This window comes from Pseudomonas sp. FG6, assembly GCF_057809015.1.
The window spans coordinates 1-23,590 of record NZ_JBMDJD010000054.1 but is presented as its reverse complement, the minus strand read 5'-3'; the positions used below and the strand labels follow the sequence as shown (position 1 = coordinate 23,590).

The window sequence follows — 23,590 nt, the reverse complement described above, 5'->3', positions numbered from 1 at the left end:
CCCCCCCCCCCCCCCACGGGGTGCGGTTTGAGGCTTGGCTACAACCACCCCGAACGCTTGAAGCTCCACCACAGCGAGGAGCAGCCCACCGCAATCACCCCCAGCACCGCAAAATAGCCGTATTGCCAGCTCAGCTCCGGCATGTCCTGGAAGTTCATCCCGTAGATCCCGGCCACGGCTGTGGGAAACGCCAGGATCGCCGCCCAGGCCGCGAACTTGCGCTGCACCACGCTCTGGCGCGAGGCTTCGAGCAATACACCGACTTCAATGGTCTGGCTGGCAATGTCGGCCAGGGTCGTCAGGTCTTCCATCTGCCGGGTGACATGGATCTGCACATCGCGGAAGTAAGGGGCCATGTTCTTGTCGATGAACGGGAAGTCGAGTTTTTGCAGTTCCTCGCTGATCTCCACCATCGGCGCCGCATACCGGCGCAGGCGCAACACGTCGCGGCGCAGGCTGTGCAGGTTCTGGATGTCCCGTTCGTTCAGGGAACTGCACATGACGTTGCGTTCCAGCTCATCGATCTCGGCGTGGATGGCTTCACCCATGGGCTGGTAGTTTTCAATGACGAAATCAAGGATGGCGTAGAGAACGAAATCTTCCCCGTGCTTGAGCAGCAAGGGCCGCGCCTCACAGCGTTGGCGGACATGGGCGTAGGACGCCGAGTGGCCGTTGCGGGCGGTGATGATGTAGCCCTTGCCGGCAAAGATATGGGTTTCGATGAACAACAGCTTGCCGTCCTTGCGGATCGGCGAATAGGTGACGATAAACAACGCGTCGCCAAAGGTTTCCAGCTTGGGGCGACTGTGCTTTTCCATGGCGTCTTCGATCGCCAGTTCGTGCAGGTTGAACTGACGCTGCAGGTTGGTCAGTTCCAGGGCGCTCGGCTCTTCCAGGCCGATCCAGACAAAATGCCCTGGTTTTGCAGCCCAGGCGCTGCCTTCGTCGAGGGTGATGTTGGTGACTTTCTTACCGGCGCTGTAAACCGCAGCAGCAACGACTCTACCCATAATGGTGATTCACTTCTTATTGGAAAATGGCAGTAGCAGGCACCTGTTCAGCTTAGCGTGCCCTGTCCCTTGGGCGTCAGCAAAATTTGCGCATTCAAGCGGCCAAAGAAAACCCGCCGAGGGGCGGGTTTTTCATTCATGCGGCTTGTAACTGTCGGTCCATCGAGGCGATGCACTCGCGCATCTGCTCACGGCACTGGGCGATGAGCCGGGGCATGTCATCCATGCTCAAGCCTGCCGTAGGAATTGCCGGCAACGAACGTATGAGAATGTCACCGCTGCGCCAGCGATTGAGGCGCATGTGCTTGATGTAGCTGCTGACGCACACCGGGACAATCGGCACCCCGGCCGCAATCGCCATCTGGAATGCTCCTTTCTTGAAAGGCAGCAAATCCTTGCCCAGATTGCGCGTGCCCTCCGGGAACACCCAGATCGACGTGTCCTCATGCTGCAAGGTATGTGTCGTGGTCAGCATCGACCGGCGCGCTTTGACCGCGTTGCCACGGTCGATCAACACATTGCCCGCCAGCCAGAACAACTGCCCGAACAGCGGCACCCATTTCAGGCTCCTCTTGCCGATGCATACGGTGCGGTGCGGCACCACGTTGCCGAACACGAACAGGTCATAGTTGGATTGGTGGTTGGCGATGATCACGCAGCTAGAGGGCTTGGTCAGCAACGTGTCGACCTCGGCCTTCACGCGCAAGCGCAAGATCCACATCGCCGGCAGCGCATACAAGCGTGCGCATAAACGGCTGTTGTCCGGGTTGAATGGCCGACACAGGCCCAGGATCACCCCCAGCACGCCTGCCAGAAAAAAGTGCAGACCCATCAACGACATACGCAGTACAAACAGCATCTACAGGCCCCACCGGGACAAAAAGGTGGCGCAGTGTACGGACGTGCACTGTTTTCAGCAATTGCCGCTATAGAGGTAGGAGATGGACGATGTTCATGTGGCGAGGGAGCTTGCTCCCGCTGGGCTGCGCAGCAGTCCTAAAGCCATTCACCACAGTACATCAGGAAAAACCGATCGGCAGTTTTACGACTGCTGCGCCCGAGGCACCGGGCCGACCCGGCGGGAGCAAGCTCCCTCGCCACAATGATTCGTGCAAGGCCCAGGTGGCCTGTTAACCGAAGCTCTCCTGATCCAGCAGAATCGCATTATCCAGCGTATCGAGCAGGGCCTTGCGGACTTTCAGCTTGGTGTTCTTGTGGGCCGTCATGTTGATTTTCTTCAACTGGTGCGCCGCTTCCAGTGCCGCACCGTGCAGTTCTTCGGCTGCCACCACCTTGTCGAGGAAGCCCGCATCCACGGCGCCCTGCGGGTTGAACATCTCGGCATTGATCACCGAACGATGAAACGCCGACTTGCGCAGTCGATCGCGGGCCAGCTCGATACCTGCGTGGTGCATGGTCATGCCGATCTGCACCTCGTTCAGGCCGATGCTGAACGGGCCATCCACACCGATGCGGTAGTCCGCCGACAGCAGCAGGAACGCGCCTTTGGCCACCGCGTGCCCCGGGCAGGCGACCACGATGGGGAAGGGGTGCGACAACATACGACGGGCCAAGGTCGACCCCGCCGTGACCAGGCCTAGCGCCTCCTTTGGCCCTGCGGTCATCACCTTCAAGTCATAACCGCCCGACAGGATCCCCGGTTGCCCGGTAATGATCACCACCGCCCGATCCGCCGTCGCCTGGTCCAGCGCAGCGTTGAACGCGGTGATCACCTGTGGCGAGATGGCATTGACCTTGCCGTTGTTCAAGGTCAGGGTCGCGATACCGTCTTCGAGATGGTAGGCAATCAAGTCGCTCATGACGCTATTCCTTGTAAGAGAAGTGACGCAGACGTTACTCACCGGGGCAGGGCAGGTAAAGCGCCGTGACTGACTCACCGGTCACTCTCCCGAGCCCATGACCCCCCTGCGCCGCCCAACCGGCCGCATCTTGCTCAACAGAGCACGGCACAGGCGCCCCCGAAGATTGGCAGGTTTGCCCTGCCCGAGGGCGTTTGAAATGACGGATGACCTTAAGCGCATGAAAATTCTGAAAAAAACCTTTGCCATCGCCAAGGCTTTCGACTACATTAGCGCGCCTCGACAGACTGAACAGTTTGACGAGATACGGTGAAGTGTCCGAGTGGCTTAAGGAGCACGCCTGGAAAGTGTGTATACAGGAAACTGTATCGAGAGTTCGAATCTCTCCTTCACCGCCAAATTTTGAAGCGCTAAACCCCTGAAAACCTTGAAGTTTTCAGGGGTTTTGTGCTTTCAGAGGGGCAAAAAAGGCCCATATGGGAACATCCATGGGAACACGGGGGCTATGGGGCTCCGGTCGAGCCTAGAATGATTCCTCTGCCATTCGGCAAAAAGACGATCCCGGCTGTCTTAAGCACAACCAATAATGTTCAGCATTCAGGCCGAATAGTGTTAGGTCTTGAAAGGATTGTTGATTATTGGCTTCGTCGCTCTCTGACGAAACTTTTTAGCGTATGGACGTTAAGAGAGTGAAAGATATGCCGATATTAGGTATTGTGAGAGTGTCGGTTTTTTTTGTATTTGATGGATAATTTTTTCTCAATGCCTAAGGCATTTAACCCAGCCCAGATCTTTAATAAAAATTGGGTTGGGTCGAATGCCTGAAAATTTATTTTTTATGGTTACTATTCGGGGAGTGGTGGAGGCGGTGGTGGTGGCGGTGCAGGGACGAGTCCCATTAGATCAGCAATCTGACTTGCTAGATCTGGCTTGACAGCGGTAAGAAACTCGTTTGCTAACTTAACATAAAAATCGTAGACGTCATCATCCGAAATGATCCATCCCACCTGAGCATTTGCTAAGGCCGCAGAGAATAGCTTCGTCGCGTCGGAAGCATCAAAATATCCGTTGTACTTAGAAAGTTGCGATATTGCATGGTGCGTTGTGGAAAAGCTACCGCTATTTTCTAGGTATTTAACCGCTTCGTCTTTCTGTTTTAAAATGGCTAAATACTCTGGGCTTTGTAGTCTGTTCGGTGCTCCCTCTGATACATCGACGGCTGCTCTCCCAGGTATAGGAGGTGGAGGGGGAGTGGGAATAGGTGGAGGCGGTGGCGGAACAGGTGGAGGGGGCGGTGGCGGCACGTCGAGAAGTATTGCCGGTTGCTCTGGCAATGCGAGTTGTTTTACCAGCTGTTTGTAGTGGGCTATTACAGATTTAATGTTTGTATAAATATGAAGTGATCCATTGTCTTTTTTTCTAGCCCATTCCTCAGACAAATATCGTTTGGCTTTAACTGATTTTCTGTCGAAGTTCGCAAGAGGGGATGCGTAATCGCCATCTTTTGATACAATATAAAGATCACCTGGCGGTACGTGTTGTAATAATACCTCCCAGTTATATCTGTCTCCTACGCTTTCTCCTTTTCCTGGCGGATTGCCACGCTGAGCTCGCTCTACAGCAAGTTTGAATGTCTGATCATCTTCTTCATATTTTTGCGATTTTTTAAAAATATCGGCGATTTTTTTGTCTATAGGTAAATCATTTTGTAAAGCTAGGCCTGTAGCATTTGCTATCAGTGTTTTTTTTGCGGATTCGGCGTTTTTTAATGCCTCTTGATAGTTTTTTGCTGCTTCAGTCCCCCTCATGTGATTTGGTACTGCACTGGGGAATTTGCCATTTTGGAATTCAGTAACAGCTACGTGTAACTTCGACTCTCGATTTCGCTCGTATTCATTTTCAACCTGTTTTGGAAGGTGCAATATTATTTTTTTGGGGTCGATGTTTTCGAGCAATTCGTCCACTACTCCGTCGTCATCGTCAGGGTACGTGTAGAAGTTCAGGAAAATATTCGTATCTATGAATAAGTGCATAATCGGCATAAGCGTTCCTTTCGCTTGGAGCACTGGGCGGTGCTTCGGGTCATTTCACAATAGTCTCGAATGCGACTACAGACCTAGGGCATTTTGCAGCATGCTAATGACGTCCGGACCATCCTCGTTGATCCACATACCATAGTGCTGCCGAATCATATTCGCGCTGGTGTGGCCCATCTGCTCCGCAATCCAATCAACCGAGGCGACGCCGGTGGTCAACAACTGGCTCGCATAGGTATGCCGACACTGCCCAGGCCCGCGATAACGAACGCCAGCCGCGTTCAAATGTGCTTTGAAAAACCTGTCCCTCACAACAAAGTCGCTGACGTGCGGCAAACCGCTCTTCGTATTCAGAAAAACAAAGCGCAGCTTGTGCTTGCGGATCGTCTTATTGTCCCGCTCGACGACTTCCACCGTTTCCGCTCTCTTGGTCTGGTTGATCGCGTCTAGCTTACGCAGCGCGTCCCACGCAGGCCCCAGCAGCCGCACCTTGCGAGTGGAGCGCCTGGTTTTCGTAACACGGTATGCTCCGCGCACTTTGGATCGACGGAAAGTGACCATCCCCTGTTCCAGATCGACATCCTCCCAGGCCAGCGCAATAGTCTCCGAAACCCTTGGTCCTGCCCAAATCATAAACTGCACCATCAGCAGCTCCTGGGTGCGATGGGTGGGGGTTTCCAGGATTTGTCTGATTTCCGCTCTGGTGAATGGGTCTGGGGCCTCTGGATCTGGAAGGCGCACGAATAGCCCTTCCGTTGGGTCGTGGGCGACTTTCTTTCGGGTGCGGTAGAGTCGGAACACTTGGCGCACGTTGCAAATGATGTCGCGAATGGTTTTGTTCTTGAGCCGTTTTGACAGTGGTCCCTGAATCCACTCTTGCAGGTCTAGATGGTCAATCTGATCGATCTGGATGTGTCCCCAGCGTGGCCTTACGTGCACCTCGGCCTTATTCTTGTACCCGCGAAAGGAGGTTGCCGCGACACTGTTGCTTTTGATTGTCAGCCAAAGGTCTAGGTAATGACCGAAGGTATTTTCGGCCAGTTTGGTCGACTTCGGAAAATGCCGTCGGTAATCGAAAGTACCTGCCTGGATTTCGTATTCGATAACCGTCACCAGACGCTTTGCATGCTCCCGGTTCTCGGGTGTATTGCCACCTGGCACAAGCTCCCTGCACAACTCGCCATTAAAACGAAAATAGACCCGTACTGAATTTCCGCGGGCCTCTACGCCATCTGCCATATGCGTCTCCTTGCATTTTATGAATAGCTCCACCAGAACCTTGGCGGGAGGGAAGGCCGTCCCTGGCCTTCCGTGCTGTGTTGTTTTCGAGCTAAGCGCTATCGATCAGTCCTGGCGGCGTATCCAGAACAAGCTGGCGCTTCTTTTGGGCTTCAAAGCTTTTCCTGACAGGGCTTCTTCGGCCCGACGCCGCTCGTTAATGGCCTGCCGGACCTTACTGCACTTGTAGTGGTTGCCGTGGGCGCGGTACTTCCCGCATTGGTCGCAGAACCCCGTTAGGTCGAGATTCCAAGGAAAGGATTTACCGTTGTTCATCGCGCCAACTCCTTTAGGGCGACGCCCTGGAAGTGATGAACTACAGCGATACCCCCGACGGTGTAGGAAACTGCCTCATAGACTTTCAATGCGTTCGTGATAGCCTCCACGACGCTGCCGCTTGGGTTCCGTGCTTGCATGGCGCTGCTCCTTGGTGGTGGTCGGTGTCGGGGAGTTGCCGCTCCTCGACACCATCTTTCAGGCCTTGGCCTGGTCTTGAGTAATGATTGCTACGACTTCGTCCCGGTCTTTTGCATAAGCAAAGGGCAACCCATCTCCCGGTCGTGTGATGGGGTAACGGGCCTCGGGTAATCGGCATTTGGCGACGGTGTAGCCGCTGTCTGTCACCCAGCAATCGCGCACGACCTGTCCGTCACGGTCGCGTTTCGATGCCCATTTCATGCCCATCGATTCCGCAGCTCTCCCCAAATCGCATCGCCGTTTTCGAAGTACCGATGCACCTCTCGTTCAGTCGTGTTATCGAGTCGCAAAACGGTGATGCAGTCATCGAAAAGGGCCGCATCGAGCCGCCGCAGTTCCGTCATGTCGAAGGGGTAGTCCTGGCCGTTGTACAGCCCGAGCAAAAAGCGGCCGATGACGCCACTCTGTCCCGAATGACTTTGTGCGATCGGCAGCAATCGGTGTAGTGCCTCAGTGCCCGCTTGGCGAATGGCGGGGAGCCTTCTCTCGTATCGAAAGATTTCGTCAAACGCTTCCATGAGTCGATCAGGGGACATGGTGTTGCTCCTTTGATGTTGTCCAGGCATTGCGTGCCTGATGGTGGTTAAAAGCGGTGCTGTTCAAGCGTTCTGGAAGGTCCAGCAACGTACGGTCGTGGACTTCTTGATCATCGTGTTGTTGGCTGCCTGGGCCGCTCGAACCGCGCTGTAGGTGGCCTTGTTGACCTCAAGCAGCTTGCGGCTGCGGCTATTGACCAACAGCGAGCGCAGGGTCTTTAGGTCCGCGAGGTTCTGGCGGTGATCGCTGGCTTTTTCAGCGAAGTCGTTGAGGTTGATGGCGATGAGCTTCGGGTCGATGCTGTGGTTAACCTGCGGCCCTTCGCCGAGGCTTTCCAGGTACTCATAAACGTCCCAAAACTCGGCAACCAAAGGGTGATCAGCGCAGATCGCCGTCTGGCGTTCCAACGCCATCGTCGTCAGGGCTTGATGGGTCGTGACCTGCTGGTTTTCATCCAACGGACAGATCAGGCAAAGGCAATCCACCAGCGCCATGATCTGGCTGTGGTTCTTGATGATCCGCTCCACGCGGATCTCCTTGAGCTGGCGCAAACGCTGCTCATGCACCGCTACGCGCTCGGCGAACTTCGCCATGACCTGCGCTTCCGCTCGCACAGCCATTAGCAGAAAGTGGCTGAGCTGTTCAACCGGGATCAGGTTCAAGTTGTCCGCTGCCGCACGGCTCTCAGTGGTCACGGCTGGGCGAGCAAAGTGAGTTTTGATAATTCGGGTCAGGATCGCCTCCGACGCGCTGACGTCGGCGTTCTGGCTGATGGCGACCACACCGCGAAAGGGCGGTTCGTAGGTTTCGTTACCACTGGTTTTCATCCCTCGGGTGCCGAGGGTGCCGCCGCCAAAGAAGTCTTTGAGCTCGTCCCAGTCAAAGCCCTTGGCATGCGCTTTGTCCGGCTCGTTGCGGTCGCCCTCGATCAGCACCACCGGCATGTTGGAAACTTGGCCCATGGCCCGCTGGCGACCGGCACGGGTTGATTTCGACGGGTCGAAGCCTTCGTGCTCCCGGCCCAGGAGCTTCCAGAGAAAAGTCAGCAGCGTCGTCTTGCCGGCACCGGCTTCGCCCGTGACCTCCAGAAAGGGAAACGACTTGTACTGTGCGCGGATCTGTTCGGCGAACAACGAGCCGAACCAGAACGCCAGCGCGACGATTCCCTTGGCACCAAAGCATGTCCAAAGCATGGGTAGCCAGTCGTTGCGGTAGTGTTTGGCGTCACGCTGGATGTGCATTGCAATCGACTTCTGTAGCGTCTTGAGCCGTAGTTTGTCGAACTCAAAGAAGTCCTCTTTGTTAACCCGGCTGACGATGCCATTGCGCACGGCAATGTCGCCGAACACATAGGCGCCGTGCTCTTTGCTGTAGCCGACATAATCGATGGTCTCTACCGTTTTCAGCCCGTAGAGCTGTTCCTTCATGATCTTGTCGAGCTGCTGTCCACTGCCGGTGAATACCGCGCCGGCGGCCATGCTGAGCAAGCGTTTCTTGAATTCGCTGGCGGCGGCGACCTGGCCGCCCGTGAACGTGTTTTTTACGCTGCCGCCGTCGTGAGGGAAGTCCACTCGGAAGTAGTACCAGGACTCGTCGGTGACCTCGTTGCGCTGGAAGTACAACGCCTGGGGGTAGCAATTGGCGATTTCGACGACGCCACCGCATTGGCGCAGTGCCTTGTCTCGGCGTTGTTTCTCGTTGAGCAACTGGTCTTCGTGGCGTTCCGAGGACTCCAGCGCCTGCATGGCTCTGTTGAATTTCTCCAGATCCATCTTGAACCAGTACAACCGGCTCTCGAATGCGAAGTGAAATTCATAGCGTTCGCGCCATTCGTACATCAGCGCGCCTTTCTCGGCTGCACTTTCGGCGATCAGCAGGGAGCCGTGATAGCGGGCGGTAGCCAGGTCTTTTTCGACTTGTTCGGTACGCTGGGTCTCGTCATCTATGAATGCCCAGCGCTGGTGCAAGTCATTCCAGTCAACCTTGCGGCTGTCAGGTTGAGGGATCTGTGCGGCTTCGCATTCATAGCCCAAGGCGCGGGCCTGTCGTACCCATTGCTTGGTGTATTTGTGCGCACCGGGCTCGTTATCCAGTGCCCAGACCAACTTGGGCAACTTGCCGCCGCGCAGTCGTGCCAATTCTCTCAACGACTCTTCGGGAAAGGCGTTGGACGACATAGACGACACCGCTGCAATGTCGTTATGCACCAGGGCGATGGCGTCGAAGATCCCCTCGACGATCCATAGTTCGGTGACCTCTAGCAATTCCACGCAAGGTGGACACCACCAAACGCCGCGAGGACTATCGCCAGGCTTGAGCCGAGCTTTCATCTTGCCGAAGCGGTGTGGACGATCGATCAGCCGTTCCCAATACCCGCCTTTATCCAGGGCGAAACGGACGGTAGTGCTGCCTTCGTTCAGTTCCCGACAATAGTAGGACTCTTGGCTGAACCAGCCCTGAATCAGCTCAAGTCGAAACCCACGGGCAAACGTCAGATAAGCCCGAGCAGTGGCCGTAGGAAATTGATCGCAAGAGGGCGCTCGACGGCTCCAATCGTCGAACAGGTCCTCATACAGCTCTTTCACGTGCCAGCGTTTTGCACATTTGCTCTCGCGACCGCAGATGATCAGCCACGGCTTGGAAACTCGGGTATAGAGCTCTTTTTGTCCGCAAGCTGGGCACTTACCCCCGCGCCAATAGACGTCGCTGTGCCGCGCCTTGAATCCAAAATCGTTCTTGAGCCGTTGAAGTACTTCAGCCCTTAGCGTTTCTGACTGTTCCATGTCGCACCAACTGGTGGGCAATACAAACCCAGCCCCACGGTCATGTAGGGTTGAGTCATTGAGTAAGGGTTAAAGCGCGGTGGAGTGATCGCGGCCCGGCGCGGCGTTATGCTCAGTCCAGGCTAACTGCGCCAGTTTCATCGCAATGTCGGACGGCACCTCAAGGGCGACGATCAGGTGGCGGATACAGTTTTTGAACAACTGATCGCCATCGGCCAGATGTTCGGCCTGGTGTCGAGCCAGATAGGCGAGGGCGGCTTGTTGCATGCTGCTGCGGTAATCAGGCTTTTCGTTCATTCAATCCGCTCCATCCTTGAGGGGGCTAATAGGTCGAGTTGAGAGACATTTGATGTCATCGCCTCACGACGTAGCGCGACATCTGCCAACGGTAACTTGACCGACGGGTTGGCCATCCCGCTGGGGCTCATCTCGTGCGTCATTTCAAACTCGGCGCGAACAGCCCAACCACAAGCCTCGTTAGTGCATTGCAAATAAGCAATGCGAAGAAAAACATGCGTGCCTTCACTGGTGCGTATGCGCATCCGTGATTGGCAATGGGGGCAGACCAATTTGTAAGTGCTCACGGCGACATCCTTGCGCGAAGACTGTAGGGAAAGTGTTTGTCGGCACCACGCCGACCTTGATACCCAATAACACCGCCGCCCGATGGGCTTCGCCGCGGCGTCCTTTCTTCCGACCATTCAACAGGTCGCTAACCAGGTTGCTGTTCAGCGCGTTCTGGCGGGCGAACTGCGCAATGCTGATACCTTTTCGATCAAGCACTGCTCGGGCTTGCTCGGGTGTTAGAGGGGCGGGCATAGTGTCCATTCGTGGGCATCCGTGTTTGATTTGGCGCAATTATGCCCAAGGATTTGTGCCTGTAAAGGATGAAAGTTTGAAAAATTGTGCATCTGAAAAAGGCGTGGACGCTGGCGTGGGTGAACGCTTACGCGAAGAGCGGACGCGGCTCGGGCTCAATCAGGAGGCCTTTGCGCAACTGGGCGGTATCACTCGCAATACCCAGGGTAGCTATGAGAAAGGCGAGCGAAACCCCGATTCCGTCTACCTTACAGCGGTCCTCAAGGCGGGTGCCGATGTGCCGTATGTGTTAACCGGAAGGCGGACGCAACGCGCGCTCGAAGGCTTGAGTGAGGCCGAAGAAGCGCTGCTGCACCAGTTCCGGACCTTGTCTGCCTATGACCAAAAAGCTGTGCATCGCATCATCAGCGCAATAGCTGACGCCCCCGGACTTTCCCCCACCGAGAAATAACTAGTCGTATTTAAACGATTCGTTACGATGAATTTCGGTTTTGATTTCCCATACGCCTAAGTAACGTTGCGTACGCAATGCACTTAATGGAGTAGTGGGCATGTTGGATCAGGATGAGAAAAACAACATCAGCGTGAAAGAGAGCGAGCGCGAAAATTCTGAGCTAACACAAGATGAGCGGAAACTTCTTACATGGTATCGAGAGTTGTCTGAGGCAGACCGAGGTTATATAAGGCACGTTACCCGGGCGCTTGCGTGCGTTCCATGAACAAAAATATTGCATGGGTTTGTGAAAAATTTTATTGATCAAACTGACGAATTTGTTGTAGTTGAGGTTGGCAAAGTAGAGGGTCTCGGGTGGGCAGAGGCTCTCTACCGATGGTTAGGCGGTATTCTTGTGCCACTCAAAATCACTGCGCTTTTCTAAGATGGACGTTTCGGAGCTTTGACGTAATTTAAGGTGCGCTTTTCCCGGGTATAGTGCTGATCAGTTACTGCATCGAACAGGTTAACCCCGATTCTATGGGACATAGGTCCTTGCCTTTCCGATCCGAGCATTTTGCATCCTCCGTCCAAGCACCACCCGCATTTCATTATTTTTTTGTCAGGTCTTGGACGACTTTCACCAAGGCTCCGGCCAAATCCACTAGGTTAGATGGGGTGGGCTCTTGCTTTTCCTGAATATCTTTCTGCCCAAAATAGCGGGTCGCAAATTCTCGTTTAACTTCATTTCGGTCCACGTCGGAGAGGGTTGCGAGAAAAGGGTCTATTGAAGCAATTTCCAGCTCGGACTTTCGCATTGCCCTTTCATTTTTCTGATGCTGCGCGACGCGAATTGCTGCAAATCCTGAGAGCAGCACGAAAGGTGTTGAAATTAAGAGCTGTCTAATAACAGAAGGTAGCGTAAGTTCTTTGTCATAGGTGAAACCAAAGAATACACATCCAGTGATAATCCATATGGACATAGCGATGACCGCTATGACACTCCATATTAATGCTCCCTTGCGCTCGTCATTTGCTGTTTTTTGGAATCCATAGGCCATACCAGTATTGGTTATGATCCCAACCAATTTTTGTGCGTGTTCTTTTTGAGTTGTGATAAGTTCTATGGTGGCTTTGGCTGTTTCCTTCAATTCGTCAACCAAATCGGCGTGTGCTTTTTTTGCCGAAGATGTAATCTGTTCAAAGTCCTCTGTACGTTGCTGTCTGGAGCTTTCATATGAAATTTGTCGAGCTTCCTCACTAGTTTGTGCAGTCGTGAGTCTGGCTTGTTCGGCTGCGGAAAATTCAGTTTGTCTCATCTGTTGAGAATCGGAGAACTGTTGCTGAAACGCTGCGATAGCTGTATCCAGTCTCTGCTTTTGATTACTTATTTCTGTAGTGGCTTCAAATATTTTTTGTTGTAAGTCAAACTGCATTTTAGATACGCCATCTCCGTCAGCTTTTATTGCCGAAAGTAGATGTGAAATTGATTTGTGAAAATTTAATGCTGATTTACTCATGTCATTCAAACCAATAGGGGTTTGATGAGGTATAGAGGAACTCAAAACACAGCATGAATCTAGCGCGTTTTGCGCGTGCTCCCAATGTGAAACATTCCCATTTGAGATATAGCTTGTAATGTGATGTAGCACCTGTTGCAAAGCTTCGTCAATGTTATTCAGGAGGGACGGTGAAACAAGTAAAGGGTCTGCCTGGTTAAGGCTGTGGCGGAGGAAGGTTAAAACCGCTTGAGCTCTAGTGCGAGCATCTACTACATTGAATTCATCCTTGGGGTCGCTAGCATTTTCAATTGCCGTATCAAGTTCATCTAGCGTTTTGTATAGTTTGTGATTCTCGATTCTTTCGATCCATTGGCTCATGGCTTTCCTTTTTTCACCAAATCGGTCTCTCGATAGCGACCGAGCGTTAACGAATGTTGTCGAACAACGGCTGGTGTATTTTTTACTCCAGCCCAATGAAGTCGTAAAGTGTATTTACATCATTACGCTAGCTGAGGATCTAGCGTTAGCACTAGATCTCAACATATTCTGCTGAATTCAAGTGTAAGGTACTGCGATCATGCAGGGCTTGTGGAGCCGGACTTATAGCGAATCTCTATCGTTTAGCCACTTCTATCGTCCGGTCTAAAATTTGACCTCGGCAGAAATCCAATGTGGTGGTTGAGAAAACCGCCTGCGAGCTGGCTGGCACCTCATGCCTGGAGCTTTCCGAGGCCGCCCAGGCGAGAACTGCAGTAGCCGCATGTTCGGGAGGCTCCTGACGACCGTAGAGACTATAAGAGGCGGTGGTCACTTACCTACTTTCACCGGGCTGTGGAAAAGTTGCGGGTGCAAAACTCGCTGTGTAAGAGGATCCGCGTCAGCATTCGCGCTGGTATGTTCAATCCAGAAGAGGTGAAGTACGCCAATGGGACCCTGGTTGAACTGCCTTACCCCACCAATGATGTGCGTTTAGGGCTTTCAAGGATGGCAGCTTGAAGCTGACGACAAGTGCCGGATTGCAGGCGTGCAGGGTCTGTGGGATCAACAAGACAGTGACTGCCATGTAGAGGCGCCGTGGAGGGGAAGAACAAGCGTTTCAAGCCTGGCGCAAAAGGGGGGGTGGTCGCAATGACCACATCGTGCCCCTTGATACCCCAAAGTTTCACCAGTTCGGGACCGATCCATTACCGGAGCGGCAACATCAACGTGATGGGCGAGAGGCCCGGGCACGCTATAAATCCCGCGTACTTGGTATAAAAGTCCGACAGACGCTGGTTCAGTGGGTGAACAATCATTGCTGAAGAACCGATGGTTTCAGACGCGATGATCGCTCGTTCAACCGCATCTTGAAGCAAGCCGATAGCGAAGCCCTGGCCCTGTGCTGCCTCAGTAATGCCCATGCGTCCCAGCAAGGTCACTGGGTGCACACTTGGGGAATTGCGCTGACGGCTTTTCGGAACGACGTTCTCCCGAGCGATCGATCCACTCGAAAGGGTGTAATAGCCCATGACGACCGGTGTGTCCTTGCGACAGACCACGTACACAACGGCTTGCTTAGTGGCTTGAGCTTTACGTGCTGTTTTTTGAAGGTAATCGTTAATCGACGTCACGCCTGAATCGAATTCGTCCAGGATGTGGTCGTCGTTCAGCTTTTCGGGAGCTCTTAGCTCCACGGTTTGGGCCTTTCGAGAAGTTGAAGTAGGCACTTGTTACCTCGAATCGGGTTGGCTTCCATTGCCTGTTCAAATGCGTCAAATGCAACGTCGTCGAGAAGGAACAAACGCTTATCCAGAATGACTTCCTCTGCTTTCTGACAAGCAGCCTCTAGGATAAAGCTGGTTCGATCACGACCGGACATAGCAGCTGCCAAATCGATCAGGTTCCGTTTTTTTTCATCCGCTCGCATGTTGATGGGAACGGGCTTGGATCTTTCGACGTTTTCAATACTTACGGTCATGTGAATTCCCGCCTTGGAGATGCCTCAGTGCTTCGCTTAATGTGATCAGTCGTTGGAAAGATCTATCGATTGAGATTTGATGCCGTTGAGTCGGCTTCGTGGTTAACACTATATCAATGTGTAGCTATTGTCTATACGCGTGTATCGTTTGGCTACACGGTCTGCGCCCCTATCAACCCCCGTCCAACCCACTCCGCCACCTGCGTAACAACGGCGTTTCCGGCACTGAAAGCCTCTGCAAGGTTGGCCGCATCCAGTCCGAGGCAAAACCCATCATCTTCAGCCGCTCGCTGCCGCTGAGCCATCTGATCCCATCCGTTCGGGTGAGCGACGAAAGTGGTACAGCCCATAGCGATCTGGGAGCCGGCTTTGTTTGCCAATAGAGTATTGGCAGCCCAGGCATCCGCGGGGCGAGGCCATTGGATCGAGCGAGACGCTGGAGGTATTGCGTCCACTGGCGCGGCGTCAGCCAGGAACTCGAAGGGGGGCATTCGTCGATAACCGGCGACCAGGAATATTCGACGACGTTGTTGGGGGACTCCGAAATATTGAGCATTAAGCACTCGCCAAAATCCCACATACCCGCAGTCCGCAAGGGCCCGGACGACTGTCTCAAAGTCTTGGCTATCGTTGACAGCGAGCAGGTTAACGACGTTCTCAAGGACCACCCAGCCAGGTTGTATCTCTTTGAGGATGCGTATGACTTCCCAGAACAGGCCGCTGCGCTCGCCGCGTAGGCCTCGGGTGGCTTGGTTGCTCTCTCGGCATCCGGCGATGCTGATGTCCTGGCAGGGGAATCCGGCGGTGAGGACGTCGACGGGGCAGAGGTTGTGGGCGCCACAGGTGCGCACGTCATCAAATTGCTGTGCATGGGGAAATCGATCGGCAAGCACAGCCCGGTTGATGGGGTTGAGTTCAACTTGCCAGGCGCTGCGGTATCCCGCGTTTTCAAATCCGACATCAAAGCCTCCTATGCCTGCGAACAGGCTTCCAATGGTGGGTTGCTGCATTCATGAACTCGTTGTTCTGGATGCTCGCGGCACACTGGGGGGAGGCTCTGGGCCTTCAAATGGTTGAGCGTCCGGCAACGCGGACATTTGATCTGTAGTTCCTGAAAGCCGCTGGCGGCGGCCAGCTTGCGGCAGCAATGGCCGCATCGTATGTCCTGCATGCAATCGTCCTTGAGATGTTGGTAATCGTTATTCCGCGCCTGGGTCATTGCGTCTGCGCCTGCATTCGTCGCCATTCCCGATCAATCGCCCGCTTTGCCGATTTTTCCGTGGCATACAACCAGCGCAATCGCTTCGGTCTGCTTTGATTACCGGTCGTCACGGCCTTTTCCTTCCCGGTCCGGTGGTCGCGGTAGTGAGCGACGATGCCGGTGAAGTCGCCTTTGTTCTCTTCAGCCAGATCCTCAACCCTGTCCTCGGGCAGCTTGCTTTCCAGCATCAGGTCGACGGTGTAGCCATTTTCCGCGCTGAGGCTGTGCAGCACGTTGCCGCCGTACCAGATGATCGCGTCGATCTCTGGCTTCACGCCCTGAAGGGTGTAGGTCAATTCGGGGATCAGGTCAGGCCGGCCCCAGGCGAGGGTGTAGCTGAGGGTCGCGCTGCCGCGCTGCAATCGATTGAATTCGGCGCGAGCGGCGCGCAAGGCAGACTGGCGGTCGCTGTAGGTGTGGCGCAGGTCTTTGAGGCAATCGCCACCGCCGGCAATGGCCTCCTGTTTCTGCGCGCTGTTCACGTCATAGAAATAGGCTCGCACCCCGTCGTAGCTGTCGCGATCAGCTTCCAGGTATCGATGTTGGTCGCCATCGGTGCGGGTGAGGGTGATGTGCGGCAGGTCGGCGCCGCTGGCGGTCTTGCCGCCGCCGGCCGGTAGGCACAGCAGGCAGTCGGCTTTGACGGTGACCACGGCGTCGAACGCTTCCCCGATGCGGCTGGTCAGGTTGGCATCAGATTCGTTGGCCTGGTCCAGTTGTAGGATGGGCAGTTCGGCCAGGGTGTCGGCGATGGTTGCGGTGAGTCCGTTGCCCAACGCGATGTCGACAAGCACGACGCCGAGCGTGGTGTTGCTCCAACTGCGCTCTCGCTTGGTTTTGAAGCCCTTGCGCAGGTCTGCCGAGCGGGCGCGGATGCTCAGGATGTCCGGCGCGCCGCTGTGTTCGATTTCATCGACCGTGTAGGTGCCTTTGTCCACCAGGCCGGTGTCGCTCCAGCCCAGCCATAGACGGATGACTGCACCTTTGGGCGGGATAGCCAGCAGGCCGTCATGATCGCTGAGGATGAGGCTGAGCTGGTCGGCCTCGATGCCGCGATTGTCGGTCAGGTCCAGGGTCATCAGGCGCGGGCTGATCAACTGGGCGATGTCCTTGCCATCGACTGTGATGCGATACGCCGGCACGGGGTAGGCGGCATCGCGGCGGTAGCCTTCGACCAGCACATCAATGTAGCCGGTGACCTTGGACAACGCCGCATTGATCACAGCAGCGCCCTCATGATGCTGACGCCCACGCGAGTGGCTGCGCCGAGCAGGTCAATGCGGTCGTCATCGACGCGCTTGAGGCAGAGCGTGAACTCGATACGTCGTGGCGTGCCGTCACGGAAGAACAGGGTTTTGGTTTCGTTCAGGCTCTCGATAATCCACAAGCCATAGATTCGACCGCTGCCTTCAACCATGGGCCAGGCCTTACCGGTGTTTGCCATCAGGCGCAGGGCGTCGAGGCTCAAGGCGCTGCCGGCCAGCTCCGGCAGGATGATGCCGGGCAGGGTGATGGTGTCGTCTCCGCGCCCGACAAACTGCCGAGCCGGCGCCGCGCCAACACGAGGGTTGCTGGCGTGCCGCCATTCGGTTTGACGTTGCAGGGCCTGATAGGCCGCGGTGGAAAGGCTGAAGACGAACATACCCAGGGCAAGCATCATGGTCAGTTACTCCAGGTCCGCAAGGCGGCTGCGGCGTCGAGCGGCTTGCTCGTTTTGATGCCGTGTTAGCTCGGCACGCACAGCCCGGGCGACCGCGTTGGTGTCCATACCGGGTGTCGTGTGGATGTGGATGGCGTAGGTGTCGTGACTGTCGATGTTCTGGGCGGGCCGAGGGCTGATCGGGGCGCGACGATCAATCGTCATTGAGTCAACGGGCGCCAAGCGCCCACCAGCCTCGATGAGCCGTTGGCTTAAGACCGCCATGGCGCGCACGGGGGTGTCGGCGCGCCGCGTTAAGCCTTGGGCGAGACCGTCCATGGTGAAGCCGCCCAGCTCGGCAAACACTCGCGAGGGGCTGTGGATGCCCAGGGTTTCCTTGAACGCGCCAATTGTTCGGGTGCCGAGCCGGTCGACCACCTCCTTGAGCTTGCCCATACCGGCGGTCAGCCCTTTAACCAGGCTATCGATCATCAGCCCGCCAAAGGCGGTAAAGCGGTTGGGCAAATCCACACCCAGGTACTTCATCACCGCGGCGAAAGCTTGGTAGATCAGCCCGACCGGACTGAAGTCTGCGAGCACTTTCAAGATACCGCCCAGCCCTTCATCAAAGCCGCTTTGGATCTCGTCCCAAGCGCCAAGCAAATAGGCCGTCACCGCGTCCCAGTGCTGATACAACAAGTACGCCGCGCCGGCGACGGCGGTGATAGCCAAGCCAATGGGGTTGAGCATCAAAGCGCGCCCGACCACCCACAGTCCTTTGGCGAGGAAGGGCAGCACGGTACGGCCCAGCGTCGTCAAAAGACCAATCATTCCTGGCAAGCGAAAGCCCAGCAGCACCAGGAAAAACCGTAGCGCCGCGAACGGTAGCAGCGCACTCGCCAGGGCCAACATCAAACCGCCGACGGCGACGGCCAACGCCGCCATGATCGCGACCGCTTTCACCAGCCCGGCCGCCAGCTTGGGATTCTCCCGGGTCCAGCTTTTGATGCTTCGAACAAGCGCCGTCACGGATTGAACCAGTTCCCTCAAGGGGCCGTTCTGCTGGTCTTGCAGTTCGATGCCCAGGTCTTGCCAAGCACTGCTGAGGGTAACCAGGTCACCCTTGAGATTGTTCGCCATGACCTTTGCCGTACGAGCGGCTTCGCCTCGGCTTTGGCGTAGGCTGGCGATGAGGGTTTGCAATTGCCCGGTGCCAGCTTGTTCCACCAGTTGGGCCATACCCTTTACCGCTTCTTCTCCCGCAATGGCTTTGAAAAGGCCGCCTTTCTCGGCAGTACCCAGGGCGCGGGTTTTGTCGTGGATCTCCTTCAGCAAGTCGGGCAGTGGGCGCAGATTGCCAGCGGCGTCGGCCGTGGCGATATTCAATTGCTCCAGGGCCTTTTCTGCGCCTTTGGGCGGTGCGGCCAAGCGGTTCATGATCGAGCTGAGCGCGGTACCGCCCATGCTGCCTTGTAAACCTGCATCGCCAAGTTTGCCGGCCATCGCCGCCGCTACTTCCAGTTCCACGCCGTAGGTTTTTGCCATGGGCGCGGCGTATTTCATGGTGTCGCCCAGCATTTGCAGAGTGGTATTGGAGCGGGTGAACGTGCCCACCAATACGTCGCCCAAACGATCCATTTCATCGGCGGTGAGGCCCAGCCCGGAAAGGATGTTCGACGCGATGTCGGCGGTTTGGGCCAGTTCAGTGCCGCCGGCCGCCGCGAGGTTAAGCATGCCGGGCATTGCGGTCTGGATGGCGTGGGGCTCGAAGCCCGCCATCCCCAGATAGCCCTGTGCATCGGCGGCCTGGCCCGCTGTGAATTGGGTCGTGCCGCCCAGCTGACGCGCCTGGGTGCGCAAGGCTTTGAGCGCGTTAGCCTGTTCGTCGAGTCGAGTGATGGCCTGCACCTGGCTCATGCTGGCGTCAAAGTCGATGCCCGGCGACAGCAACCGCGCCCCGGCATACAAAACCGAACCACCGCCCGCCGTTGCAACAGCACCTTTGGCGGCCAGCTCGCCAGCGGTCCGTCGAGAGTCGTCCATCGAGGTACGTGCAGCGCTGAGGCGTCGACGTTGTTCCGTCAACGCGGCGAGGTGTTTGTGTTGGGTACTGAGGCTCGTGGTGGTGGCGCTGATCTGTTGCCGTAGCTGGCGTTCATCGCGAGCCAAGTGTTGGGTGCTGATGCCGGCGGCGGACAGTCGGGTGCGCAGTGCCTGGAGCTGTTCGCCTTGTTTTTGATGCTGTTGCTTGAGCGCCTGAGCGGCCCGGACAGCCTTCTGGAAATGCTGGGTCATGGCGCGGGTCGGTGCCCCGGTGGCCGCGAACTGTTGACTGAGTGTTTTGACCTTTTCTCGCGCCACGTTGAGTGCCTGTTCAGTGCGCTGGGCGGCCGAGCGTTGAGCACGCCAGGCACTGACATCTTGCTGTTGCGCGTTGAGGGCCTTGAGGCGGTCACGGGTTTCTTTCAAGGCGCGAGCAGTGGCGACGCTGCTTTTATCGATGGCCTTCAATGGGCCGCTGGCTTTGTCGATGGCGTCGAGCAGCACGCGCAGTTTCAAGTCATTCGCCATCGGTGGAGCTCCGCACACGGGCGCGCTCGCGCCATTCCATGAGTTCTTGCAGGCCCAGCGTGTCCATGTCAGCCGGCGCCCAGTGAAAAACCACAGCCAGGTCGGCCATGGCGTTTTCTACGCAACGAGGCAGGCATCGGGCTTCGCCGCTTTCTGCAATAAAAAACCGGCGATCTTGGTGCCGCAGGCAAGCAAGTCGGCGGGGTCCAGGTTGGTGGCTTCCGGTGCCGTGATACTGGGCTGACTGATGCGCGGCAGGATCTTGAACAAGGTGGCGACGTCCAAATTCAGCAGGTCCACCAGTTGCACGCCGCGCAGCTCGCCGGCCTGCGGTTTTCGCAGGGTGATGCTGTCGATGACGGTCTTGCCACGGATGATTGGGGTGTCCAGGTGCACGGTGTAGTCGTCCTGGGGCGGCAGTGCTTCGAGGTTGTTTTGATCGTTCATAACGGATTCCAGAGGGTGGGATGGGTCAGATGCCGATGGCTTTGCGCTGCTTTTCCAGCAGGTCCACGCCATCGATGATCTCGATGAAATTGAGCAGGTCGATTTCGATGATGTCTTCGTTGTCGACGATCAATTTGTAATAGGTGCAGGTGGTGGTGATGCTGTGCTCGGTGTCTTCCCCGGGTTGGGCTTCGCCCATCTCAATGGATTCGTGACGACCGCGCATCACCACCTCGACCGCGCTGACGGCTTCGGTGTCGTCCTGCTGAAAGGCCCCGGAAAAACGTAATGCGATGCCCGAAGCATTGACCGCGCCGAACTGCCTGAGGGCGATCAGGTCCAGCCCGCCGGTCTTCCAGACGAACTGGATGCCGTCGTCGGAGAAACCGAGGTCAGCCTTGACCGGGCCATTCATGCCGCCACCGCGATAGCCTTCCATCTTGCGGCCGAGCGGCGGCAGGGTGACGGACTTGACCACGCCCAGGTAGCTGTTGGCGTCGTTGAACAGGTTGAGATTCTTGAGTTTGCGAGGCATGGCCATGTCGGGCTCTCCGTTGCGCAGGTGCGGGGTCAGCTATTGATCTTGTTGGCAAAGTCGATCAGGTAGCGGTCGGTGATGCGCTGGCGCAGCGTGAGGTCTTCCAGCGGTGGCACAGGCGTGTAGTCGTAGTCCAGGAACAGCTTGCCGGCCTTGAGGGTGTCCTTGTCGTTGACGTCGTCCGGGTACCAGCACTTGCCGCCGATCAAATAGCCCGCCCCGCTCATTTCGCGAAACTTGGCGTTGAGCCCTTCAATGAGGTCCCGCACCAAAGACGCGTGCAGCGATTTGTCCACCGCCCACATATGAGCTTCGGCCATGGTGTCGGCGAGTATCTGCGCGGTACGGGTGTAATTCTCGAAAGCGAACAACGGGTCGGTGCTGGTGGTGCGGCTGCCCCAGAAACGAAAGCCGCCCTCATTGATGAGCGTGGTCACGTCGTGGCTGTTGAGGTAGTTGGCATCGGTGGCCGGGTTTTGCAGATCCCAGAACACGTCGGCACTGATGCCGGTGACGCCGTTGACCGGGACGTTGGACAGGGTTTTGTGCCAGCCCACTTCCTGATCGATCTTGGCGCGCAAACCCAAGGCGCGGGCCACCGCCGAGGTGGTCACCGTGGCGTTGGTGACGGTGCTCCAGTTTTGGAATTCCGGCCAGATGACCATGGCTTCGCGGGCGCCGAAGTTGGCCCGGTAAGCGACTACTTCCTCTTTGGTTTTGCAGCCCCAGGCACTGACGTAGGCGAAGCCGCGTACCTGTTGGGCGATAGACACCAGGGCGGTGGCGACCGGCAGGCTGTCGAGGCCTGGCACACCCAGGATGCGCGGCACCATGCCGACGCGGGCTTTGGCGGCGAGCAGGGCTTTCATGCCGGTGTATTTACCTTCGGCGGTGGTGGTCCCGATCAGGGCGCTGGTGGTGTCTTCTTCGGTGGCGCCTTCTTTCACGCGCACGACGATGGTGTAGGGCCTGGTCTGGTTCGCGATGGCCTGAAGACTTGGTGCGAGAGTGCCCTTGGTGCCGGCTTTGCCAATGGCAGTTTGAACGTTGGTTAGCAAGACTGGTGTGTCAAAGGGGAAAACGGCCGCGTCGGCGTCATCGGCCGTGCAGACCATGCCGACTACCGCGGTGGGAATAGAACGAATGGGGCGGGTGCCGTCGTTGAGTTCGATGACCCGCACGCCATGAAGATAATCGGCCATGGGTTGCCTGTGCAGTGTTGGAATTGACACTGCACAGGCTGCCGCGCTTGCACCGGTTGGGCGAGCTGGCGGCCTTGTAGGCAGGGGGAGCTACAAGCGCCAGCGAGTCCTCTCGATTAAGGCCCCGTTATTCACGCGGCTCGACGATATCCAGCGCCCGATTTGCCAGCAGTTCACTGACCTCGATGACTTGCTGGATACCCAGTGCAACGTGCCGGCGAGAACCTTCAAGATCGAATGCAAGATCACTGATCATGGCATTGGCGGAGGCCAGGTTTTCGCTGAGGTTGGCGAGCAGGGTTTCAGTGTCGATGTTTTCATGGACACTGAAGAGCGGGTCCGCTGGTGGATCGATTTTGGGTTTGGCCTGTTCCGGCTTCAAATAATAATCAAGCGCCCGCTCAGTGGCTTCGTGGAATTTTTCCGGATCGAGGCTTGAGTAGGAAGAGGTGGGGTCTGATGCCGGGGGATTGGGAGTTACCTTGAACATAATTAACACTCTAAGAGGTGGTGGAACCGCCTTGTTTCGCTGCTAAACGAAAAAGGGTGGCGGCTGTACGCGGGTTAGCAGACCGGACCTCTTAAACCGGCAGACCCGAAGGTCTCCCACGCACAACCGCCATTACATAATGAGCAGGCACTAAAGCCTGCTGCAAGTGTGCAGCATTGTGCGTCAAAGGTTCTGGGCTGCTAAACCCGATCACTGATGAGCAGTGACAGAAACTAAGCTACCGCCGCGTACCCTGGCGCACAAGCGGGCGGATTCTGGCGTAGTTGTAGGCAAAGGCGCAAGGCGATGTAGCCTTAAGACCTGCATCCGGTGTAACGGGGGATGTGGCTGTAGTTTCGGTGCTTGCCGTTAAAAAGAGCGGGGTATTACACCCGGGCTTATCGAGTCTGCCCTGCTACCCACGACGGACCTACAGGTCGACATTCTGAGCGCGGAAAATCGGCGGCTACCGGCCAGTCGCGCAAGGCCTGGACATAGTCCAGCAGCTCTGCTGATTGCTCTGTGGTGAGTGTTGTGGGGCGTGCTGAATCTACCTCGTCCCGATGGCGTTCGCGCAGCCAGCGCAGGCCGTTGATTTGGGCGTCTCGCCAAAGACGCTCAATGGCTGCCAATTCCTCCCGTGTTAATGGCGGTGGATCGATCAGAATCGGCAACCCTGAGGCATCATGGCTGCGCATCTTATCTGGGGGAGGATTGCCGATCACCCGTTCATAGCTGAACGAGCCCCATGAAAGACAGGACACCGTTTCCCCCTTACGATAAGGGATAG

At 56.4% G+C, this 23,590-nt stretch carries 26 protein-coding genes, 1 tRNA gene and 2 pseudogenes; 3 read left to right on the top strand and 26 right to left on the bottom strand.

The genetic code is table 11. The features are described from left to right. Window positions 1-38: 38 nt before the first annotated feature. From ACODSJ_RS23430 to ACODSJ_RS23420, 3 genes are all read right to left on the bottom strand, one after another. Window positions 39-1,010, bottom strand: coding sequence for a magnesium and cobalt transport protein CorA (locus ACODSJ_RS23430; protein WP_489104007.1), 972 nt, complete (start codon window positions 1,008-1,010; stop codon window positions 39-41). Window positions 1,011-1,146: 136 nt separating this feature from the next. Then, window positions 1,147-1,869, bottom strand: a complete 723-nt coding sequence (locus tag ACODSJ_RS23425; protein WP_489104006.1) for a 1-acylglycerol-3-phosphate O-acyltransferase — start codon at window positions 1,867-1,869, stop codon at window positions 1,147-1,149. A 271-nt stretch (window positions 1,870-2,140) separates the two neighbouring features. Beyond that, entirely contained in the window at window positions 2,141-2,830 is a 690-nt protein-coding gene (locus ACODSJ_RS23420; protein WP_489104005.1) for a crotonase/enoyl-CoA hydratase family protein, read from the bottom strand. Between the two features lie 308 nt (window positions 2,831-3,138). On the opposite strand from ACODSJ_RS23420, the gene ACODSJ_RS23415 reads away from it, so the two are divergent. Next, window positions 3,139-3,228: transfer RNA gene (locus ACODSJ_RS23415), tRNA-Ser, on the top strand. 447 nt (window positions 3,229-3,675) lie between these two features. On the opposite strand, the gene ACODSJ_RS23410 is transcribed toward ACODSJ_RS23415, so the two are convergent. The 9 genes and pseudogenes from ACODSJ_RS23410 to ACODSJ_RS23370 form a co-directional block, all read right to left on the bottom strand. Continuing rightward, window positions 3,676-4,872: a PIN domain-containing protein gene (locus tag ACODSJ_RS23410; protein WP_489104004.1), complete on the bottom strand. Its 1,197-nt coding sequence runs from the start codon at window positions 4,870-4,872 to the stop codon at window positions 3,676-3,678. 66 nt (window positions 4,873-4,938) lie between these two features. Next, window positions 4,939-6,105 (bottom strand): Arm DNA-binding domain-containing protein, encoded by a 1,167-nt coding sequence (locus ACODSJ_RS23405; RefSeq protein WP_489104003.1) that lies wholly within the window; start codon window positions 6,103-6,105, stop codon window positions 4,939-4,941. Between the two features lie 105 nt (window positions 6,106-6,210). Beyond that, a complete protein-coding gene (locus tag ACODSJ_RS23400; protein ID WP_489104002.1) occupies window positions 6,211-6,420 on the bottom strand; it encodes a hypothetical protein in 210 nt (69 codons plus the stop codon). Window positions 6,421-6,618: 198 nt separating this feature from the next. Further along, window positions 6,619-6,822, bottom strand: coding sequence for a hypothetical protein (locus ACODSJ_RS23395; RefSeq protein ID WP_489104001.1), 204 nt, complete (start codon window positions 6,820-6,822; stop codon window positions 6,619-6,621). Beyond that, window positions 6,819-7,157 carry a DUF7673 family protein gene (locus ACODSJ_RS23390; protein WP_489104000.1) on the bottom strand — a complete coding sequence of 113 codons (339 nt, stop codon included), beginning with the start codon at window positions 7,155-7,157 and terminating at the stop codon, window positions 6,819-6,821. Before ACODSJ_RS23390 ends, ACODSJ_RS23395 begins: the two co-directional genes overlap by 4 nt. A 63-nt stretch (window positions 7,158-7,220) precedes the next feature. Beyond that, window positions 7,221-9,941, bottom strand: coding sequence for a toprim domain-containing protein (locus ACODSJ_RS23385; RefSeq protein WP_489103999.1), 2,721 nt, complete (start codon window positions 9,939-9,941; stop codon window positions 7,221-7,223). A 69-nt stretch (window positions 9,942-10,010) separates the two neighbouring features. Further along, complete coding sequence (locus ACODSJ_RS23380; RefSeq protein ID WP_489103998.1) at window positions 10,011-10,238, bottom strand: hypothetical protein; 228 nt, start codon at window positions 10,236-10,238, stop codon at window positions 10,011-10,013. Further along, a complete protein-coding gene (locus ACODSJ_RS23375) occupies window positions 10,235-10,525 on the bottom strand; it encodes an Ogr/Delta-like zinc finger protein (protein WP_489103997.1) in 291 nt (96 codons plus the stop codon). The genes ACODSJ_RS23380 and ACODSJ_RS23375 overlap by 4 nt, the downstream gene beginning before the upstream one ends. 43 nt (window positions 10,526-10,568) lie before the next feature. Continuing rightward, window positions 10,569-10,760, bottom strand: a pseudogene (locus ACODSJ_RS23370) (DNA-binding protein); the annotation flags it as partial. Window position 10,761: 1 nt separating this feature from the next. On the opposite strand from ACODSJ_RS23370, the gene ACODSJ_RS23365 reads away from it, so the two are divergent. Then, window positions 10,762-11,211, top strand: a complete 450-nt coding sequence (locus ACODSJ_RS23365; protein WP_489103996.1) for a helix-turn-helix domain-containing protein — start codon at window positions 10,762-10,764, stop codon at window positions 11,209-11,211. Window positions 11,212-11,804: 593 nt separating this feature from the next. Here the strand turns inward: ACODSJ_RS23365 and ACODSJ_RS23360 are convergent. Beyond that, a complete protein-coding gene (locus tag ACODSJ_RS23360) occupies window positions 11,805-13,073 on the bottom strand; it encodes a hypothetical protein (protein ID WP_489103995.1) in 1,269 nt (422 codons plus the stop codon). 278 nt (window positions 13,074-13,351) lie between these two features. Here ACODSJ_RS23360 and ACODSJ_RS23355 point away from each other — a divergent pair. Continuing rightward, window positions 13,352-13,667: pseudogene (locus tag ACODSJ_RS23355) on the top strand (DinB/UmuC family translesion DNA polymerase); the annotation flags it as partial. Between the two features lie 212 nt (window positions 13,668-13,879). Here the strand turns inward: ACODSJ_RS23355 and ACODSJ_RS23350 are convergent. From ACODSJ_RS23350 to ACODSJ_RS23290, 13 genes are all read right to left on the bottom strand, one after another. Beyond that, the gene (locus ACODSJ_RS23350; RefSeq protein WP_489103994.1) at window positions 13,880-14,368 is read right to left on the bottom strand and encodes a hypothetical protein; all 489 of its coding nucleotides are present in this window, start codon (window positions 14,366-14,368) and stop codon (window positions 13,880-13,882) included. Further along, entirely contained in the window at window positions 14,359-14,652 is a 294-nt protein-coding gene (locus tag ACODSJ_RS23345; protein WP_489103993.1) for a type II toxin-antitoxin system TacA family antitoxin, read from the bottom strand. Before ACODSJ_RS23345 ends, ACODSJ_RS23350 begins: the two co-directional genes overlap by 10 nt. 152 nt (window positions 14,653-14,804) lie before the next feature. After that, complete coding sequence (locus tag ACODSJ_RS23340; RefSeq protein WP_489103992.1) at window positions 14,805-15,662, bottom strand: DNA cytosine methyltransferase; 858 nt, start codon at window positions 15,660-15,662, stop codon at window positions 14,805-14,807. After that, entirely contained in the window at window positions 15,623-15,823 is a 201-nt protein-coding gene (locus tag ACODSJ_RS23335) for a Com family DNA-binding transcriptional regulator (RefSeq protein WP_489104008.1), read from the bottom strand. Before ACODSJ_RS23335 ends, ACODSJ_RS23340 begins: the two co-directional genes overlap by 40 nt. A gap of 44 nt (window positions 15,824-15,867) precedes the next feature. Further along, complete coding sequence (locus ACODSJ_RS23330) at window positions 15,868-17,136, bottom strand: phage late control D family protein (protein ID WP_489103991.1); 1,269 nt, start codon at window positions 17,134-17,136, stop codon at window positions 15,868-15,870. Next, window positions 17,133-17,573, bottom strand: coding sequence for a phage tail protein (locus tag ACODSJ_RS23325; protein WP_489103990.1), 441 nt, complete (start codon window positions 17,571-17,573; stop codon window positions 17,133-17,135). Before ACODSJ_RS23325 ends, ACODSJ_RS23330 begins: the two co-directional genes overlap by 4 nt. 6 nt (window positions 17,574-17,579) lie before the next feature. Then, a complete protein-coding gene (locus ACODSJ_RS23320) occupies window positions 17,580-20,123 on the bottom strand; it encodes a phage tail tape measure protein (protein ID WP_489103989.1) in 2,544 nt (847 codons plus the stop codon). Beyond that, the gene (locus tag ACODSJ_RS23315) at window positions 20,113-20,232 is read right to left on the bottom strand and encodes a GpE family phage tail protein (RefSeq protein ID WP_100263901.1); all 120 of its coding nucleotides are present in this window, start codon (window positions 20,230-20,232) and stop codon (window positions 20,113-20,115) included. Before ACODSJ_RS23315 ends, ACODSJ_RS23320 begins: the two co-directional genes overlap by 11 nt. An 8-nt stretch (window positions 20,233-20,240) precedes the next feature. Continuing rightward, a complete protein-coding gene (locus ACODSJ_RS23310; RefSeq protein WP_489103988.1) occupies window positions 20,241-20,570 on the bottom strand; it encodes a phage tail assembly protein in 330 nt (109 codons plus the stop codon). A gap of 25 nt (window positions 20,571-20,595) precedes the next feature. Beyond that, window positions 20,596-21,111, bottom strand: coding sequence for a phage major tail tube protein (locus tag ACODSJ_RS23305; protein ID WP_489103987.1), 516 nt, complete (start codon window positions 21,109-21,111; stop codon window positions 20,596-20,598). 29 nt (window positions 21,112-21,140) lie between these two features. Beyond that, window positions 21,141-22,310: a phage tail sheath protein gene (locus ACODSJ_RS23300; protein ID WP_489103986.1), complete on the bottom strand. Its 1,170-nt coding sequence runs from the start codon at window positions 22,308-22,310 to the stop codon at window positions 21,141-21,143. A gap of 127 nt (window positions 22,311-22,437) precedes the next feature. Then, window positions 22,438-22,800: a DUF6124 family protein gene (locus tag ACODSJ_RS23295; RefSeq protein WP_489103985.1), complete on the bottom strand. Its 363-nt coding sequence runs from the start codon at window positions 22,798-22,800 to the stop codon at window positions 22,438-22,440. Between the two features lie 398 nt (window positions 22,801-23,198). Continuing rightward, window positions 23,199-23,590, bottom strand: a 392-nt coding sequence (locus ACODSJ_RS23290) for a hypothetical protein (protein WP_489103984.1), incomplete at its 5' end; no start/stop codon positions are given.